The sequence below is a fragment of the Enterobacter sp. SA187 genome (assembly GCF_001888805.2).
Classification (GTDB): domain Bacteria; phylum Pseudomonadota; class Gammaproteobacteria; order Enterobacterales; family Enterobacteriaceae; genus Enterobacter_D.
On record NZ_CP019113.1, the window covers coordinates 956350 to 974282 of the forward strand.

General features: G+C 57.0%; 16 protein-coding genes and 4 tRNA genes. 5 read left to right on the top strand and 15 right to left on the bottom strand.

Annotated elements, in window-relative coordinates:
• Nucleotides 1-24: 24 nt before the first annotated feature.
• From yigB to lptM, 5 genes are read right to left on the bottom strand one after another with little or no spacing between them, the layout of a single operon-like run.
• Nucleotides 25-741 carry a 5-amino-6-(5-phospho-D-ribitylamino)uracil phosphatase YigB gene (gene yigB, locus BMF08_RS04690; RefSeq protein WP_072571103.1) on the bottom strand — a complete coding sequence of 239 codons (717 nt, stop codon included), beginning with the start codon at nt 739-741 and terminating at the stop codon, nt 25-27.
• Complete coding sequence (xerC, locus tag BMF08_RS04695; RefSeq protein WP_072571102.1) at nt 741-1643, bottom strand: tyrosine recombinase XerC; 903 nt, start codon at nt 1641-1643, stop codon at nt 741-743. The genes yigB and xerC overlap by 1 nt, the downstream gene beginning before the upstream one ends.
• Entirely contained in the window at nt 1640-2347 is a 708-nt protein-coding gene (locus BMF08_RS04700; RefSeq protein ID WP_072571101.1) for a DUF484 domain-containing protein, read from the bottom strand. The genes xerC and BMF08_RS04700 overlap by 4 nt, the downstream gene beginning before the upstream one ends.
• A complete protein-coding gene (dapF, locus tag BMF08_RS04705; protein WP_072571100.1) occupies nt 2344-3168 on the bottom strand; it encodes a diaminopimelate epimerase in 825 nt (274 codons plus the stop codon). Before dapF ends, BMF08_RS04700 begins: the two co-directional genes overlap by 4 nt.
• A 37-nt stretch (nt 3169-3205) precedes the next feature.
• A complete protein-coding gene (gene lptM, locus BMF08_RS04710; RefSeq protein ID WP_072571099.1) occupies nt 3206-3409 on the bottom strand; it encodes an LPS translocon maturation chaperone LptM in 204 nt (67 codons plus the stop codon).
• A gap of 135 nt (nt 3410-3544) precedes the next feature.
• On the opposite strand from lptM, the gene cyaY reads away from it, so the two are divergent.
• Entirely contained in the window at nt 3545-3865 is a 321-nt protein-coding gene (cyaY, locus tag BMF08_RS04715; protein ID WP_072571098.1) for an iron donor protein CyaY, read from the top strand.
• On the opposite strand, the gene cyaA is transcribed toward cyaY, so the two are convergent.
• Nucleotides 3862-6399: a class I adenylate cyclase gene (cyaA, locus tag BMF08_RS04720; RefSeq protein ID WP_072571097.1), complete on the bottom strand. Its 2538-nt coding sequence runs from the start codon at nt 6397-6399 to the stop codon at nt 3862-3864. The two genes, cyaY and cyaA, sit on opposite strands and share 4 nt — an antisense overlap.
• Before the next feature lie 338 nt (nt 6400-6737).
• Between cyaA and hemC the strand changes: the two genes are divergently transcribed.
• From hemC to hemY, 4 genes are read left to right on the top strand one after another with little or no spacing between them, the layout of a single operon-like run.
• On the top strand, nt 6738-7679 hold the full coding sequence (gene hemC / locus BMF08_RS04725; protein WP_158684877.1) for a hydroxymethylbilane synthase: 942 nt from the start codon (nt 6738-6740) through the stop codon (nt 7677-7679).
• Nucleotides 7676-8416 (top strand): uroporphyrinogen-III synthase, encoded by a 741-nt coding sequence (hemD, locus tag BMF08_RS04730; RefSeq protein WP_072571095.1) that lies wholly within the window; start codon nt 7676-7678, stop codon nt 8414-8416. Before hemC ends, hemD begins: the two co-directional genes overlap by 4 nt.
• Nucleotides 8417-8437: 21 nt before the next feature.
• The gene (gene hemX, locus BMF08_RS04735) at nt 8438-9610 is read left to right on the top strand and encodes a uroporphyrinogen-III C-methyltransferase (protein WP_072571094.1); all 1173 of its coding nucleotides are present in this window, start codon (nt 8438-8440) and stop codon (nt 9608-9610) included.
• Between the two features lie 2 nt (nt 9611-9612).
• Nucleotides 9613-10809, top strand: coding sequence for a protoheme IX biogenesis protein HemY (gene hemY, locus BMF08_RS04740; RefSeq protein ID WP_072571093.1), 1197 nt, complete (start codon nt 9613-9615; stop codon nt 10807-10809).
• A 573-nt stretch (nt 10810-11382) separates the two neighbouring features.
• On the opposite strand, the gene BMF08_RS04745 is transcribed toward hemY, so the two are convergent.
• The 9 genes from BMF08_RS04745 to wzxE form a co-directional block, all read right to left on the bottom strand.
• Nucleotides 11383-11459: transfer RNA gene (locus BMF08_RS04745), tRNA-Pro, on the bottom strand.
• A gap of 37 nt (nt 11460-11496) precedes the next feature.
• Nucleotides 11497-11582, bottom strand: a tRNA-Leu gene (locus BMF08_RS04750).
• Between the two features lie 25 nt (nt 11583-11607).
• Nucleotides 11608-11683, bottom strand: a tRNA-His gene (locus tag BMF08_RS04755).
• 65 nt (nt 11684-11748) lie between these two features.
• Nucleotides 11749-11825 (bottom strand) — tRNA-Arg (locus tag BMF08_RS04760).
• 112 nt (nt 11826-11937) lie between these two features.
• Complete coding sequence (gene thrP / locus BMF08_RS04765) at nt 11938-13323, bottom strand: bifunctional threonine/serine APC transporter ThrP (protein ID WP_072571092.1); 1386 nt, start codon at nt 13321-13323, stop codon at nt 11938-11940.
• 181 nt (nt 13324-13504) lie between these two features.
• Nucleotides 13505-14245: a lipopolysaccharide N-acetylmannosaminouronosyltransferase gene (gene wecG, locus BMF08_RS04770; protein ID WP_072571091.1), complete on the bottom strand. Its 741-nt coding sequence runs from the start codon at nt 14243-14245 to the stop codon at nt 13505-13507.
• 11 nt (nt 14246-14256) lie between these two features.
• The gene (wzyE, locus tag BMF08_RS04775) at nt 14257-15609 is read right to left on the bottom strand and encodes an ECA oligosaccharide polymerase (RefSeq protein WP_072571090.1); all 1353 of its coding nucleotides are present in this window, start codon (nt 15607-15609) and stop codon (nt 14257-14259) included.
• Complete coding sequence (locus BMF08_RS04780; protein WP_072571089.1) at nt 15606-16685, bottom strand: TDP-N-acetylfucosamine:lipid II N-acetylfucosaminyltransferase; 1080 nt, start codon at nt 16683-16685, stop codon at nt 15606-15608. Before BMF08_RS04780 ends, wzyE begins: the two co-directional genes overlap by 4 nt.
• Nucleotides 16682-17932 (bottom strand): lipid III flippase WzxE, encoded by a 1251-nt coding sequence (gene wzxE, locus BMF08_RS04785; protein ID WP_072571088.1) that lies wholly within the window; start codon nt 17930-17932, stop codon nt 16682-16684. The genes BMF08_RS04780 and wzxE overlap by 4 nt, the downstream gene beginning before the upstream one ends.
• Nucleotide 17933 lies beyond the last annotated feature (1 nt).

A 17933-nucleotide genomic window follows, 5' to 3' on the forward strand; every position in this document is an offset into this window, starting at 1 on the left:
TATTTTATACAGAACTATTGGTGATTATATCAGCGAGGTCAGAGATGCCAACTGCGAAATTTCAAGGTGCGGCAATAAACGGCTGTCTGTGGCGGTCATCAGGCTGGCCCCTTGCGGTTTGATCCAGCACGCCTGCATGCCATAACGGATCGCCCCGGCCACGTCAGTGGTCAGGTCATCGCCCACATGCAGGATCTCCCCTGCGGGCACGCCGAGCTTTTCCGCCGCCAGCTGATACATATCGCTGAAGGGTTTCGAGCGGCCGTGCGGACCGGCGCGCAGCACAAACGCAAAGTAATCACCCAGACCGAACCGTTCAGGCTCGGCGTTACCATTGGTGATGGCCACCAGCGGCCACTTTTTGCCCAGCGCCGCCAGAGCGTCGTGCGTGGCCTGCGGCACATCAATGCGGCTGCGCCAGTGGGCGAAGTTTTCCATGGCGGCACGGGCGCCGGCATCGGCTTCTTCCGCGTTCAGTCCGGCGTTCAGCATCGCCTGCATCACTGCCCGACGCCGCCATTCAGTTACGTCGTGATAAATATCCGGCTCGCTTTCGCGTAACGCCTGGCGCAGCTGCTGAAAATCGCTCTTTTGCAGCGCCTTCAGCGCCGGATGGTAATTTTGTACGAAGGTCAGCGACTCCTGCTCGGTACGCAGGATCACCGGATGGTTGTCATACAAGGTGTCGTCGAGATCGAACGTCAGGGCCGAAATGTGGCCCAAAGGACGGTAAAAACGCATTATTTCCCCCGTTTGGCGCGCGGATGCGCCGCGTCATACACTGAGGCAAGATGTTGAAAATCAAGGTGGGTATAGATCTGCGTGGTGGACAGGTTCGCGTGCCCCAGCAGCTCCTGGACGCCGCGCAGATCGCCGCTCGATTCCAGCATATGGGTGGCAAAGGAGTGACGGAGCTTATGGGGGTGAACATGGCTGTTCAGCCCCTGCTTGATACCCCATTCAGCAAAGCGTTTCTGCACGTTGCGCGCCGAGATACGCTTGCCAAGCTTTGATAAAAACAGCGCGTCCTCATCGCTGCCAAACAGGCCGCGCAGATCCAGCCAGTGCTCGATCCAGCTTACCGCGTTACGGCCAATCGGCAGACGGCGCTCTTTGCTGCCTTTACCCATCACCCATACTTCGCCGGTTGATAAATCCAGATGTTTGATATCAAGCCCGACCAGCTCTGACAGACGCAGACCCGCGCCGTACATCACCTCCAGCATCGCCCGGTCGCGCACCGCCAGCGGATCGTTGAGATCGATATCCAGCAGGCGGTTAACGTCATCGACATCAATATTTTTCGGCAGATGACGCGGGGCTTTCGGGGCGGCGATGCCTTTTGCCGGATTGGCGGGCAACTCACCCTGCGACACCATCCAGTCGAAGAAACTGCGCAGGGCAGACAGGCGCAGCGCAAGGCTGGCCGCGCCCAGGCCATGACGACGGCTGCGAACCGCAATGGTGCGCACGCTGGCGGCATCGCAATCTGCCCAGCGGGTAATACCGGTTTCACGGGCGATCGCCATGATGGCATCGAGCTGACGCCGGTAGTTGAGCAGGGTAATGGGGCTGAGCTGGCGCTCAACGCCCAGGTAGCGCAGAAAACGGCTTACCGCATGGTCAAGAGAGGTGTCGTTCATATGCGCTCGATCCAGCGCTCCAGCAGCTCCGGCAGCATCAGGGCAATCTCCTGAAGCAGTTGGGTTCCCTGCCCTTGCTGATAATGGTGCACGTCACGGCTGCTGAAGAGGATCACCCCAAGATCGCCGTCACGCCCCATCATCGACATCGCCACCGAGCCGATGGCTTTCGCGTCAGGGAGTATCACCAGTAATTCCGGGCCGTTCAGGGTACCAAGATAGTGATTTTCATGACCAAGGCGCTGAATACGCAGCGGCTCAAAGGCCTGACGGCTCAGCGCCAGATGGGTGAAGCCGGACGGCGCGCCAATGCGCCAGCGATCGGGAAATAAACGGATGCTCGCCCCCGCCAGGCCCATTTCACGCGACCAGCGGTGAAAACGGTTGAGCAAATCCTCAAGGCTGCTGGCGGACGCCAGACGGCCCTGCAAACGCAGCAGACGGTTAAACAGGCTTTCGTTGGTGCTGGCCTGCTCCATCAGCAGCGTCATATTCTCTTCGAGCACATTGATGTGATGCCGGGCGCGCGCCATCTGCCATTCGACGAGAGAGACGGCGCCGCGCACCGGGTGCGGCACGTGGAGGAGTTCCACGGCGCGCGCATTACGGATAAAGAACTCAGGATCGCGCAGCAGATAATCCACCACATCACTGTCATTGAGTGTGGCCGTCGCCTCCTGCTGTTCTTCCCCTGTCTGCTTCATAAATGAATAAATCCGTCGTAAACATGTGTCGCCGGGCCAGTCATATACAGAGGATGGCCCGGCCCCTTCCAGGCGATGTCGAGACGCCCGCCCGGTAAATCCACGCGCACCTCTTCCGCCAGTAAGCCTTGCTGAATACCGACCGCAACCGCCCCACAAGCGCCGCTGCCGCAGGCCTGGGTTTCACCGGCACCGCGCTCAAAGACGCGCAGCCGGATCTGTTCGCGCTTTACTACCTGCATAAAGCCGATATTAGCCCGCTCCGGGAAGCGCTCATGGCTTTCCATGGCCGGGCCGAGGGTTTCCACCGGCGCGCTGTCGACATCATCCACCTGAATGACGCAGTGCGGATTGCCCATAGAAACCACGCCGCAGAGAATAGTCTGCTCGGCAACGCGCATAATATAGGTCTTTTCCGCTTTGTTGGCGCGAAATGGCACCGCGGACGGCTCAAAGTTTGGCTCGCCCATATTCACGCGCACCAGCTCATCTTCCGTGACGCTCAGCACCATGCGGCCATTGGCCGTGCTGACGCGAATATCGCGTTTATTGGTCAGCCCTTTCAGCCGCACAAAGCGGGCGAAACAGCGCGCACCGTTACCGCACTGGGAGACTTCGCTGCCATCGGCGTTAAAGATGCGGTAATGAAAATCGAGATCCGGATCGTAAGGCGGTTCGACGATCAGCAGTTGATCAAAACCCACCCCCAGATGTCGGTTGGACAGACGGCGGATCAGCTCTGGCGAAAAAAAGACATTCTGCGTTACCGCGTCGACGACCATAAAATCGTTGCCAAGGCCATGCATTTTAGAGAACTGCATCATCTACTCCATTCCCGCGGTTACAGAATAAAATCTGTTAGTAATTTACCTGAGTAGGGCCGTCATTGTTGCCACGATCGTTACGCGTCGGCGTCAGTTCTTGCTCGGTGCTTTCTACCTTTTTGGTCGGCGGCGGCGCTGACTTATCGGCTGGCGGGAAATAGAGCGGGCCTTTCAGACCACAGCCGGCCAGACTGCATAACGCAACGAAAACAAAAAGCGTTCGGAACACATTCTTCATTATGGTTTGCCTGTAAGTTCATGCTTGCTGTTTCTATCATCGCAGGAGAAGCCGCAAAAGCAAGAGTTTGCGCACCTCCTGCATTGGGAATTGTTTCGCGTTATACTCCCGGCATCACGAAAAAAAGGAAAAAAAATGAACGATTCAGAATTCCATCGCCTGGCCGATAACCTGTGGCAGACCATTGAAACCCGTCTGGATGAGTGGGACGGCGACGGCGATATTGACTGCGAAATCAACGGCGGCGTGCTGACCCTGACGTTCGACAACGGCAGCAAAATTATTATCAACCGTCAGGAGCCGCTGCATCAGGTGTGGCTGGCGACCAAACAGGGCGGCTACCATTTTGATTTGCAGGGCGATGAGTGGATTTGCGATCGCAGCGGCGAGCGCTTCTGGGATCTGCTGGAGCAGGCCGCCACGCAGCAAGCGGGCGAAGCGGTCAGCTTCCGTTAAGAGAAATACTGCTGCAACAGCGGAGCGTCGTCATCCTGATTGGCAGGAGGAACGGCGCTGATTGTCTGATTGCGGAACGGGATCACCTGCGCGCGCCCGTTCACCTGCACAATCTGATAGAACTGCGGCAGGTTGAAGTTGATAAAGCTTGAGCCGTAGGTAAAGCGATCGTGCGACGAGGAGTAGAAGCGGCTGACGTCGCGTACCAGTTCCTCGGTGCTGCCTTCACAGTGGTGATACACCTCTGCGCGGTTGCTTTCATCAAGGATGTAGATCGTAAAGCCGTTGTTATCCGCCGAGGCTTCGAAGAAGAACTGAATAATGCCCTCGCTGGCAAAACCATCCACCACCGGCGGCAGTTTGACCTGATTGGTCTCGACCTGTACCGACAGCCCGTGCAGTTTATTGTGGGAAATGGCACCGTAAAACTCGATGGCATTTTCCAGCTTCTGCACTGACACGTTCAGACGTTCAAAGAACAGTCCCCAGGTTTGCCCCGCCACGCGCAGCGCTTTGAAGCGCCCGGTTTCCTGACGGGTGCTGGAGAGGCGTAATTCGATGCACTCGGACACCAGCTGCTGCACGCGGGTACGGATCAGACCGCGCAAATGCTGGCTGTAGCAGAACACCTCGACGCTGTCCGGCGGCGCGGCGTCCTGATGCATTTTGCCGAGAATGGTTTTCAGCGCTTCGATCATCGCCTGCTCGCCGTTGAAGTGCAGGGTACGCACTTCATTCCATGAGTTGCGATAAAGCAGATCGACGCTGCCCACCAGGCAGTTTTGCTGCTCGCCGAAGCTGAACACATCCAGCTTACGGAAATCAAAATGCACCACCTGATTGCGGAAGGCCGCCGTCGGGTCATATTCCAGATTGACGATGATCGCCAGATGGCGAATTTCACACGGGCTGTAGAGCGCTTTCGGCGTCGGCGCGGGTAAACGCAGCGGGAAGTGGTGCGACACATCCGCCACCATTTCCTGTAGCTTCGCCAGATCTGCCACGCCGTTGCCCTTAATAAACAACCGGGTGCGTGAAGTCAGCAGGCCGTTAAACCACGCCCAGGCCACCAGCTTATTCAGATAGCGGTTATATTCCAGCGGCTGATGGCTGATGATGGCGTCCATGCTTGGCGCACGGTTGTAGAGATACCAGCCAGCGCGGTTGGCACGGCCCGGCGGCACATGGATAAAGGTCAGATTCGGTTCCGAAAGATCCGGTGAAATCTGCGGGTTAACCAGCGTCACTTTGCCCGGCAGCGCTTCAAAGGCGGCATACAGTTTACGCGTCAGCACGCCGATATCCTGCGGACTGGCGGAAACGCTTAAATTATTGCGGCGCGCGAAACGGATCAGGTTGCGATAGGTTTGCATCATCGCATCCAGCAGTTCATTGTGCGCTTCGCGAACCTGTTCGATTTTCCAGTTGGCGCGGTTGTCGAGCATGGCAAGCCGCTCATCGTCCCATCCCCACTCTTTCACCAGCGAACTGACCACTTCACGACGCCAGCCCACGCAGGCGCGTTCGCGGCTCAGTTTTTCGCATACTTTCAGGTAGAAGCAGCGGCGTACCAGGTCGAGACGGGTAAAATCTTCGATAGCCGTCAGATAGGCGGTCACGCGCTCCAGCATCATGCAGTAGTGATCGAGACCAAAAGAGACGATCTCGCCGTCGTGCAGACGCTGTTTGATATCTTTCGCCAGCAGGCGGGTATTCGGATATTCCCAGGAATAGGCTTCCAGCAGCAGCGTTTTCAGCACCGCTTTGTACGGGGAATCGATGCTTTTATACAGCTGCCACAGGCTGGCGCCGAAGTACTCTTCGGCGGACAGGGAGCTTAAGCCGCCCAGATCCAGCCATTCGTTTGGCGTCAGCACGCCCTGCGCGTAAAGCGACATGACGTAATCGTCGTAATGATCTTCTTCGTCGCCCGGCACCATATTCCACAGAATACGTTTCCCGGCCAGACGCACCGCGGTGCGATAGAATTCGTCGAGCAGCAAAATATGCTGCGTGGAGCCGCAGTCTTCGCCGCCGAGGCTGCCGCTTTCGTTATGACGGAAGCGGTTTTCATCGATCAGGAAGAAGCTGACTTCCACGCCAAGGGAGGCGGCCCAGCTTTCCAGCAGGCTGCATTTGCGCTGCAAAAGCTGGCGCTCGTCGTTATCGAGCCAAGACTGATGGCAGACCCAGATATCGAGATCCGAGGAACAGCTTTGCCCTACCGACGAGGTACTGCCCATGGAGTACACGCCGGTGATCGGCAGTTCGCCCTGCGGAGGGGTATCCTGCGGCGGCAAGTCGAGTTCGTTCAGATAGTGAAGTTGGGTTTCATCAGGCGTGTAAAGGCAAATACCACTGGGAACGTTACCGTCGAGGTAACCCGGCATCAGCGGATGGTGGTAATGCAGCAATGTAGGCAGCAGACTGTATACCTGCTGGAAAGCAGGTCCCATAGCAGCCAGCGCGCGATCGACACGCAGTTGGTTTATGGCATCCAGTCTCTGTTTCAGAGTCTCAATATAGAGGTACAAGACGTATCGCCTGATGTTTAAACCTTCCCGGTTGCGGTTGCGATGGCCTTCCCGTCACCGAACTGTTCAGATTTCAGTATTTCAAAATTACCCGTCGCCACTTTTTCGCCCTTGTGTTTTTAGGAGTACAGTCGAAAAAATGGTCTAAAACGTGATCAATCTAACACCTTGCCGATTGACCGTAAAGAAAGATGCACTACATACAAGTGTAGCATCAATCATTATGTGTAAATTCCCAAATACGGCTACGTCCCTCTTTCCCGCAATCCTCCGTGAAACCTGACACCCTATGGCAACAATGTTAGGATGGTCAACGGACGATAATGACGGTAACAAGCATGTTAGACAATGTTTTAAGAATTGCCACACGCCAAAGCCCCCTTGCGCTCTGGCAGGCACAATACGTTAAGCAGCGCCTGATGGCGTGCCATCCGGACCTGACCGTTGAGCTGGTGCCTATGGTGACGCGCGGCGATGTGATCCTTGATACGCCGCTGGCAAAAGTGGGCGGTAAGGGATTGTTTGTTAAAGAGCTGGAACTGGCGCTAATTGAAAATCGTGCCGATCTGGCCGTCCACTCAATGAAAGATGTGCCGGTTGAGTTTCCGAAGGGGCTGGGCCTGGTCACCATTTGCGAGCGTGAAGACCCGCGCGATGCCTTTGTCTCCAATAATTATGACAGCCTCGACGCCCTGCCCGCAGGCAGCATCGTTGGCACGTCAAGTTTACGCCGCCAGTGTCAACTGGCCGAACGCCGCCCGGATCTGGAGATCCGCTCGCTGCGCGGCAACGTCGGCACCCGTCTTGGCAAGCTGGATAAGGGCGACTATGACGCCATTATTCTGGCGGTCGCCGGTCTCAAGCGTCTTGATCTGGAAGATCGTATCCGCATGGCGCTGCCGCCTGAGCTGTCGCTGCCCGCCGTTGGTCAGGGCGCGGTCGGTATCGAGTGCCGTCTGGACGATACCCGCACCCATGCCCTGCTGGCTCCGCTCAATCATGCCGATACCGCGCTACGCGTAAAAGCCGAGCGGGCGATGAATACGCGGCTGGAAGGCGGCTGCCAGGTGCCGATTGGCAGCTATGCTGAATTAGTCGACGGTGAGATCTGGTTGCGGGCGCTGGTTGGCGCGCCGGACGGCACCGTGATGATCCGCGGTGAGCGACGCGGTAAGCCTGAAGAGGCAGAACAGCTGGGCATTTCCCTTGCCGAAGAGCTGCTGGCGAACGGCGCGCGCGAGATCCTGACCGAGGTCTATAAAGGAGAAGCACCCGCATGAGTATTCTGGTCACCCGCCCGTCCCCAGCCGGGGAAGAACTTGTGAGCCGTCTGTGCGCACAGGGCCAGGTGGCCTGGAGCTTCCCGCTGATTGAATTTACCCCAGGGCGGGAGCTGGCGCTGCTGCCGGAAGTGTTTGCCGCCCTGACGGCGAACGATATGGTTTTCGCCGCCTCACAACATGCCGTCACCTTCGCCAGCGCGCACCTGCGTAAGCTTGGCCTGCGCTGGCCCCACGCGCCGCACTATTTCGCTATCGGCCGCACCACGGCGCTGGCATTGCACACCGCCAGCAGCCTCAACGTGCGCTATCCTTCGGATCGGGAAATCAGCGAAGTGTTGCTACAATTACCTGAATTACAAAATATTGCAGGCAAACGCGCCATCATTTTGCGCGGCAACGGCGGACGAGAATTGCTCGGGGATACGCTGGCGTCACGGGGCGCGGATGTCGAATTTTTTGAATGTTATCAACGCTGTGAGAAGTCTTACGATGGCGCGGAACAGGCGATGCGCTGGCAGTCTCGCGGGGTCACGGACATTGTGATCACCAGCGGCGAGATGCTGCGGCAACTTTTCGACCTGATCCCCGCCTGGTATCGTGAAAACTGGTTACTTCGCTGCCGCCTGATTGTGGTCAGCGAACGTCTGGCGAACCTCGCCCGGGAACTGGGCTGGCAGGACATTAAGGTCGCTGATAATGCTGACAACGATGCGCTGCTTCGCGCATTACAATAACTTTCATAATGGGAAGCCATAATGACGGAACAACAGAAAGACTCCGCCGTGGTCGATGAAACCAGGGAGGCGGTGGACACCAGTCCACAGCCAGAAAAAGCACCAGAACATGAACGCGCGAACGCGAATAAAACCAGTCTTGTGCTCAGCGCCATTGCAATTGCCATCGCGCTGGCCGCCGGGGTTGGGCTGTATGGCTGGGTGAAACAGCAGAACGCGACACAATCCGAAACCAGCGATGCGCTGGTCAATCAGGTTACTGCCCTGCAAAAAGCGCAGGAAACCCAAAAGACCCAGTTCGAGGGCATCATTAAGCAGCAGGCTTCACAGCTGGAAGAGGCGCAGCGTCAGCAGGCAACGCTGGCGAAACAGCTTGAAGACGTGCAGCAAAAAGTCGCCACTATTTCCGGCACCGACGCCAAAACCTGGCTGCTGGCGCAGGCAGATTTCCTCGTCAAACTGGCCGGTCGCAAACTGTGGAGCGATCAGGACGTCACCACCGCTGCGGCGCTGCTGAAAAGCGCCGATGCAAGCCTCGCCGACATGAACGATCCGAGCCTCATCACTGCCCGCCGCGCCATTACTGATGACATCGCCAGCCTTTCCGGCGTCGCGCAGGTGGATTACGACGGCATCATCCTCAAAGTGAACCAGCTGTCCAACCAGATCGATAATCTGCGTCTGGCGGACAACAACGACGACGATTCTCCGATGGATTCCGACAGCAGCGAGCTGTCCAGCTCCATCAGCGAGTGGCGTGTCAATCTGCAAAAAAGCTGGCAGAACTTTATGGACAGCTTTATTACCGTGCGTCGTCGCGATGAAACGGCCGTGCCGCTGCTGGCGCCGAACCAGGACATCTACCTGCGCGAAAACATTCGCTCGCGGCTGCTGGTCGCAGCCCAGGCTGTGCCACGTCATCAGGAAGAGACTTACAAACAGGCGCTGGATAACGTCTCCAGCTGGGTACGTGCTTATTACGATACCGACGATGCCAGCACCAAAGCCTTCCTGGACGATATTGATAAGCTGAGCCAGCAAAGCATCACCATGAACGTGCCGGAGACGCTGCAAAGCCAGCCGATCCTTGAAAAACTGATGCAGACCCGCGTGCGCAATCTGCTGGCACAGCCGGGTGCGGCCGCGGGTGAGGCTGCGCAAGACGCGCCTGCCGCTGCGCCGCAGGGAGAATAATCATGTTAAAAGTATTATTACTCTTTGCATTGCTGTTAGCCGGGATCGTGCTCGGGCCGATGGTCGCCGGGCATCAGGGTTACGTACTGATCCAGACGGACAATTACAATATCGAAACCAGTGTGACCGGCCTTGTGATCATTCTGATCCTCGCCATGGTCGTACTCTTTGTGATCGAATGGATCTTACGTCGCATTATACGCACCGGGGCACATACCCGCGGCTGGTTTGCCGGCCGTAAACGCCGCCGCGCCCGTAAACAGACGGAACAGGCACTGCTCAAGCTGGCGGAAGGCGATTATCAGCAGGTTGAAAAGCTGATGTCGAAAAATGCCGATCACGCTGAACAGCCGGTGGTGAACTACCTGCTCGCCGCTGAAGCCGCCCAGCAGCGCGGGGATGAAGCGCGCGCCAATCAACATCTGGAGCGCGCCTCGGAGCTGGCGGATAACGATCAGATCCCGGTGGAAATCACCCGTGTTCGTCTGCAACTGGCGCGCAATGAAAACCATGCGGCGCGCCACGGCGTCGACCGACTGCTGGAAATCACCCCGCGCCATCCGGAAGTGCTGCGTCTGGCGGAGCAGGCGTATATCCGTACCGGCGCCTGGGGTTCCCTGCTCGATATTCTGCCGTCTATGGCCAAAGCGGACGTCGCTGATGAAGCCCATCGTGATGCCCTTGCACAGCAGGCGTGGATTGGGTTGATGGATCAGGCTCGTGCCGATCAGGGCAGCGATGGTCTGAAAGCGTGGTGGAAAAACCAGAGCCGTAAAACGCGTCAACAGGTGGCGCTGCAGGTGGCGATGGCCGAACATTTAATCGAATGTGACGATCATGACACGGCCCAGCAGATCCTGCTTGATGGCCTGAAACGTCATTACGACGACCGGCTGGTCATGGTGATCCCACGGCTGAAGACCAATAATCCTGAGCAGGTGGAAAAAGTGCTGCGTCAGCAGATCAAAACCCAGGGCGATCGTCCGCTCCTGTGGAGTACGCTGGGTCAGTCGCTGCTTAAGCATGGTGAATGGAAAGAAGCCAGTCTGGCGTTCCGCGCCGCGCTGAAACAGCGTCCGGATGCCTTTGACTACGCCTGGCTTGCCGATACGCTGGATCGTCTGCATATGCCTGAAGAAGCCGCCACTATGCGTCGTGACGGCCTGCTGTTGACCCTGCAAAACAACCCGCCGCAGTAATTTCCCCCATCGTCACCCTCTCCCACCGGGAGAGGGCATAAAAAAATGCCCGTTCTGAAACCAGAACGGGCATTAACAGGTCTGTGTGACAACAAATCGGTGCTTCACTCAACGTTGTGTCCATGGTGTTTGATGAGGCCGAAGCGACATCTGTCTGTGGACGATAAGCACCATTAAATGGCTCTGCGTCATTCCTGAGTTTATGAGGCACTAAGGCGAACATAAGAGGTGGAATGAGCATCTACATATATATTATTGCACAACCCGTGCCAGATTTTTATCCCTAAATCTCGTAGCTCTGAATCTTTTAATATTTTTGGATTTTCATCACGTTACGCGTCAGGTCACAGGTAATTTTGTGATGTTGCGCGGGAAAATTGTCGCTTAATGGCGACAAAATGGAGTCATTATAAAAATATGATTAAAAAACAGAGGGATATCTGTCTCCTATCCGCGACATTCATCGGCGGCGACGTCGCCGAAAAGCAACAAGCAGGAAACAACAGGGAAAAGAGGCGATAACAGTGAGGAAAGGCAGAAAACAAAAAACCCCGCCGAAGCGGGGTTCAAAATTGGTCGGCGAGAGAGGATTCGAACCTCCGACCCACTGGTCCCAAACCAGTTGCGCTACCAAGCTGCGCTACTCGCCGAAATACTGCTTTTTGACTTTTTAGTTAAATCAATTTGTGGTGCGAGGGGGGGACTTGAACCCCCACGTCCGTAAGGACACTAACACCTGAAGCTAGCGCGTCTACCAATTCCGCCACCTTCGCATTCCACGGTACTCTTTGTAACTAATGGGGTGGCTAATGGGACTCGAACCCACGACAACTGGAATCACAATCCAGGGCTCTACCAACTGAGCTATAGCCACCACTGATATTCTTTCACGCGGCCCTGCTACCATCACAGGCCACCGCAGCTCCAGCACCGGGTAAATGGTGCGCCCGACAGGATTCGAACCTGAGACCTCTGCCTCCGGAGGGCAGCGCTCTATCCAGCTGAGCTACGGGCGCTTAGCGCCGTTGCGGGGGTGGATAGTACGGACTTCGGGCGTACCTGTCTAGTGCTTTTTAAAAGAAATCTCCAGAAAATGCGCGTTTGGTTATGCTTTGCGCATTTTGCTGCTTATTTCCCCAGCTTATCAGGCTGCGTATAGCGATTAAGGCCTAAAACCTTATAAACCACCGTGACTGCGGCGAGGAAGATGATGCCCACAAACAGCGACATACGGGTGTCCTCATTCAGGCCCATGCCAATCAGTACACAAATCAAAAACGCCATGGTGGCGTAGTTTGCCCACGGGAACAGCACCGAGCGGAACGGATGGGTGGCAATGGCCGCTTTATGCGCCTGACGGAAACGCAGCTGGCTTATCAGGATCACAAACCACGGCACCATCCCCGGCAAAACGCTGGCGCTGTAGACGTACACAAATACGCGCTGCGGGTTAGGGATGATGTAGTTCAGGCAGGAGCCAATCAGCAGAATGACGATAGAGATCGCCACGCCCGCCACCGGTACGCCGTTACGGGAGACTTTCGCCATTGCTGCCGGCAGCTGGCGGTTCTTCGCCAGCGCATACAGCATACGCCCACAGCTGTACATGCCGCTGTTACAGCCGGAAAGCGCGGCGGTCAGCACCACGAAATTGATGATCCCGGCGGCGGCGGTAATGCCGATTTTCGCAAAGGTCAGCACGAACGGGCTGCCGTTGCTGCCAATTTCATTCCACGGGAAAATGGTGACGATGACGAAAATCGCGCCCACATAGAAAATCAGGATGCGCCACAGCACTTTACCTACCGCGCTGCGCAGCGTGACCTGCGGGTTTTTCGCTTCGCCCGCCGTAATACCAATCAGCTCCACGCCCTGATAGGACGCCACCACGATGCACAGCGCCGTCAGGAAGCCTTTCCAGCCGCCCGCGAAGAAGCCGCCGTGCTCTGTCAGGTTGCCAAAGCCAATCGCATGGCCGCCGTTGCCAAAGCCGAAGAAAATCACCCCCAGCCCTACCACGATCATCACAATGATGGTGGTGACTTTGATCATCGCAAACCAGAACTCAATTTCACCGTACAGACGCACGGCGGCAAGGTTTGCCAGCGCCACCAGCCCGACGGCGATCAGCGCGGGGATCCACTGCGCCATTTCCGGGAACCAGAACTGCACATACACGCCGATGGCGGTGATTTCTGAGATGCCCACCGCCATCCACATAAACCAGTAGGACCAGGCGGTGAGATAGCCGAAGAACGGGCTCATGTAGCGGTGCGCGTACACGGCAAAGGAACCGGCGACCGGCTCAAGGAATAACATTTCGCCCATGGAGCGCATGATGAAGAAGACGAACAGCCCGGCAATAATGTATGCCAGCAATACTGATGGCCCTGCCCATTTCAGGGTGCTCGCCGCGCCCATAAACAGGCCAACGCCTATCGTGCCCCCGAGGGCAATAAGTTCGATGTGTCGAGCTTCCAGCCCACGCTGAAGCTCCGGTTTGTTCTCGGCCATAAATCCTCTGTTGTGTCTGCTACTGTTCCCGGCGGTGCGGGTTATAGTTATGACTCAGTGCAATGCATTGAGTGGGCGAATGGTTTCTTAATTCGGGGAAAATGGCAAACGATGGTTAACAAAAACGTATGAGTTGCTCAATAAAAAAGCAGGCGGCGCATTGCACCGCGCTGCCTGTCGATTACATCTGGCCGCGATAGTGCCAGGCAAGATAGCGCAATAGCTTCAGTTGGCGGGTGAGGCGGCTCGGTTGCGATAACAGGCGGTAAAGCCACTCCAGACCCATACGTTGCCACACTTTCGGCGCACGCTTCACATGGCCGGTGAAAACGTCATAGGTGCCGCCTACGCCCATATAGAGCGCCTGCGGATATACCTCGCGGCAATCCCGCATCAGGATCTCCTGGCGCGGCGAGCCCATCGCCACGGTGACGATTTTCGCGCCGCTGTCGCGGATACGCTCAAACAGCGCCTGACGCTGGTCTGCAGTGAAGTAGCCATCCTGACTGCCGACAATATTCACCTGCCACTGCGCGCGCAGCTTTTCCTGCGTCTGGGCCAGTACGTCCGGCTTACCGCCCACCAGAAAGACGGGCGTACCCTCTTTTCCGGCACGCGCCATCAGCTCTTCCCATAAATCCGCCCCGGCCACGCGCTCGACCTTCGCCTGCGGATACTTTTTGCGAATGGAACGCACAACGCTGATGCCGTCGGCATATTTATACTCTGCCGCTTCAATCAGGGCCCGCACCTGGGCGTCATTTTCCACGGCGAGCATTTTCTCGGCGTTGATCGCCACCAGCGTGCCCTGCTTCAGCGCGCCTCCGGCATAGAGGTGATCCAGCGCATGTTGCATATTCCGCCAGCCAATCAGCTTCAGCCCGCGCAGGGTGTACACCGGGGCGTCGGTTTTGTCAGTCATGGGATTCCTTATCAGACCTGTGAAAGGGTTTTGTGGGCGCGCAGCACGCGGGCATGGATCAGCCCGGCGCTGTCAAACAGCCAGTACAGCAGTTTGGCCAGCACCAGACAGGCCCCAAAGACAACGAGGAAAAAGACCACCCGCGAGACGAACGAGTCCAGCCCTTCCCTTGCCAGCACAATCATGTTGAAAATGGCGCCGAAACAAAAGCTGTGCAGAATGGCCGCTTTATAACGATTGGTTTCCCGGTTGCCCAGCTGATACAGCCAGTCGAACCACTTAATGATCATCCCCACCACTACGGCACCGAGCGGGATAAACCATACGCCGCCCATCACCACCAGCGAACCGATCAGCGTCGGCGAGATAGCCAGCCCGGAGTGGTTATTCAGCACTTCCCAGGTAAAGTAATTGGCGGTATTCAGCACAATGCCAGGCCGGTCCGGCCACAGCCAGGTCGGGATAAACACATAGAAATCGCGCACAATGGGCGCCAGCCCCTGGAAGTCGATTTTGTCGTAGTTTTGCAGCAGCAGCGACAGGTTTTCCCACGGCGAGAAGGTATCGCGCGTCAGGTAGAGGAAGGTATAAAAAGCTTCGTCGCCGCTGACGTTCAGCCCGTAACGCTTAAGCGCCAGCCAGAACATGCCGACAATACCGAGCACCCCCGCCGCTGCCAGCATCCACAGCGAGATCCACCCGCGAATGATGCCGATAAATAAAAAGATGGCGAAGGCGATAATGATATTGGCGCGCGTACCGCCCACGATCATATAGGTCAGCAGGCCAAAAGCCACGGTGCTGACGAGGAAGAACAGCCATGCCCGCCCGTCCTGGCGCAGAAAATAGACCACCAGCATCGCCGGAATAAAGAAGTAGAAGAAACGCTTGAGCGCCACGCCGGAGACTTCGCTGGAGAAAATCTGGCTGTACGAATGCAGGCGGAACAGCAAAAAGCCGTTGTGCATAAAGAAAATACCCACGCTGATGAGCGCGATCCCCATCAGCATCACCCACGCCAGATGCGCTTCCACCCGATTAATGGTGAACAGCGGACGGCGTTCGCGTTCCTGCCCTACCGGGCGCAAACGGGTTTTATAGGTCACATAATAGATGGCATAGAAACAGGCCGCCGCCAGCAGGCTCTGCATCATAATGCCCGGCGGGGCCACGCCCACGTCGAAGCGGAACACCAGCACGCTGGTGAGCGGGAAACCGAAGAAGAAGGTCAGCAAAAACAGCAACGAGAAGAACACGTTGAAGTTAAAGCGTACGCGGCGGAATTCAAACCACGTCAGCGTGCCGATAAACAGCGAGGCCAGCAGCCAGATGACCAGTAATCCGCAGAACTCAAGCTGACTCATGCCACCTCTCCCGCCGCGATACGCAGCGCCTGATGCCAGGGCGTCAGATAGTTAGGGCTGAAGAAGGTAATGGCGTTTTTATCCACCGCCGCCAGCTGGCGCTGCGCTTCGCGCACCACCGCCTCGTTCAGCGCATCACCGGTAAACAGCACCGGAATGTGCTGCTCCACCATATCCTGCCAGAACGGATTTTCACGATTGAGCACGCACGGCACACCCGCCTGGATCAGCAGACAGAGCGTGCCGATCCCCTGCTGACGGGCAAAGATAAAATAGCCCAAATCGCACTGGCGCAGTAAATCCAGGTATTCCGCAAATTCCATTTTCTCGCTGAGAATGCGCAAATGCTGCGGGCTGAACAGGGTTTCACCCGCCTGCCGGACCTGCGCGATATACGCCTCGTTATTCGCGGGATAACCCATAGGCACAATGACGTTCACCGTATCGCCAAACTGCTGGTGAATGGCCTTCAGCGCAGCGATATGCTCATTGCTGGGATCGCCGGAATTGCCCACCAGCACGGTCAGTTTGCCTTCGCTACGTACGGCAGGCGCCATAGTATTGAGGGACGGATCCATGCGTGTCGGGAAGTAGAGCAACTCGCCGCGCACCTGCGGATGGCGACGGGCAAAAAATTGCAGATCGCCGCGCGTGGCAAAGATACAGCCGACGCGCGCCTGGGCCAGCCGCCGCAGCGGATAAAACAGGCGAAACTTGAGGCTCTGCGACACTTCATACAGATCCGCGCCCCAGGCATGCCAGTTGAACTGCTGCGGCTTGATCGTGCCACGCAGCAGCGCCAGCCACAGGTCAGTATTAAACTGACCATGAAAGAAAAAGCGCTGCCCGCGATCGGCTTTTGCCAGCGAGATGACCGCCTGCGCCAGGGATTTTTTGTCGGCAAAGAAACGCAGTCGCAGCGCGGGAAAAGCGGCGCTGTAGCCGTCATCCGGCCCGGCGACCATAAATTCGCGCGCATGCTCGCCTGTGGAGGCGAGGTGATCGTTAAAAAACCGCAGCACGGTTTGATTATGGTGTGGGATATTCGATCCCAGTACATGAATGAGTGCAGTCATACCCGTTTACGCCAGAGCAAAAACACGCCACAACAAATGGCGAAATAAACAATATAAGTAGCCATATAGGCCTGCGCTGCGCCTGCGGCGCCGTGCGCCGGGATCAGCACGCGGGAAAATCCGGTGAGCAGGGCAAACTGGCTGATTTCCGCCAGAATATAAAATTTCAGCGAGGCGCGGGCGATCACCAGATAGCCGAAGACGTAAGCACCCACTTTCAGTATATCGCCCACCAGTTGCCAGGCAAACAGGTCACGCATGGCGATAAATTTGTCAGAGAACAGCAGCCAGATGGCAACATCCCGCAGCAACCAGACGGTGAAACTCGCCGCTGCCACTGCCGGTAATACAAATTTCAGCGACTTGACGATCTCACGGGTGATGTCCTGTTTCGAGGTCAGGCGCGAGAGCGTCGGCAACAGATAAACGCTGAACGAGGCGGTAATAAACTGCAAATAGGCGTCAGAAATACTGCTGACCCCCTGCCAGATCCCCACTTCGTCCCAGCTGTAATGCGCCGCGAGCATGTTTCGCATCATCACATAGGCCACCGGCAGGGTGACGGAGGTAATGAGCGCCATCAGGGTAAACTTTGCCAGCTGCCCGGCGAACAGTTTATCCCATTGCGGCTTCAGGTAACCCAGCGGAATAGTTTTACGGCGGATAAGCAGCACAGTCGCCGGGATCACCACCAGCGCCGGTACCAGCGCCAGCCCCAGTAACGCGCCCTGATAGCCGCCGAGGCGGAAGCAGGCATAATAGGCCATCACGCCCACAATACTGCCGCAAATCAGCGCCAGCGCGTTTCCTGCCGCATCGCGAAAGCCTTTCATCACCGCCAGCAGGAAGTTCGCCCAGGCGATGCCCATCTGTACCAGCGCCACCAGCTGGACCAGCCCCTGAAAATGCGTATGACCAAACAGCCCCTGGCTGATGGGCGCCGCCGCCAGCAGGAAAACCAGCGCCAGCAGCGTCGAGAAACCCAGCACCATCGCGGACGAGGTGCCGACCACGTTGCGTAGCTGCGCCGTATCGTCATGGTATTGCGCCACCAGCTTAGTGACGCCGTTGAAAATACCCGCCCCGGCCAGCACGCCGAGCACGGTCACCAGCTGGCGGAAGTTACCCGCCTGGCCGACGCCCGACGGGCCATAAGCCACGGCGAGCAGTTTCACCACCAGCAGTCCCGCGCCAATCTTGACCAGCGTGGACGCGGCGGTCCACACCGAAGCTTTAGCCAGCGACATC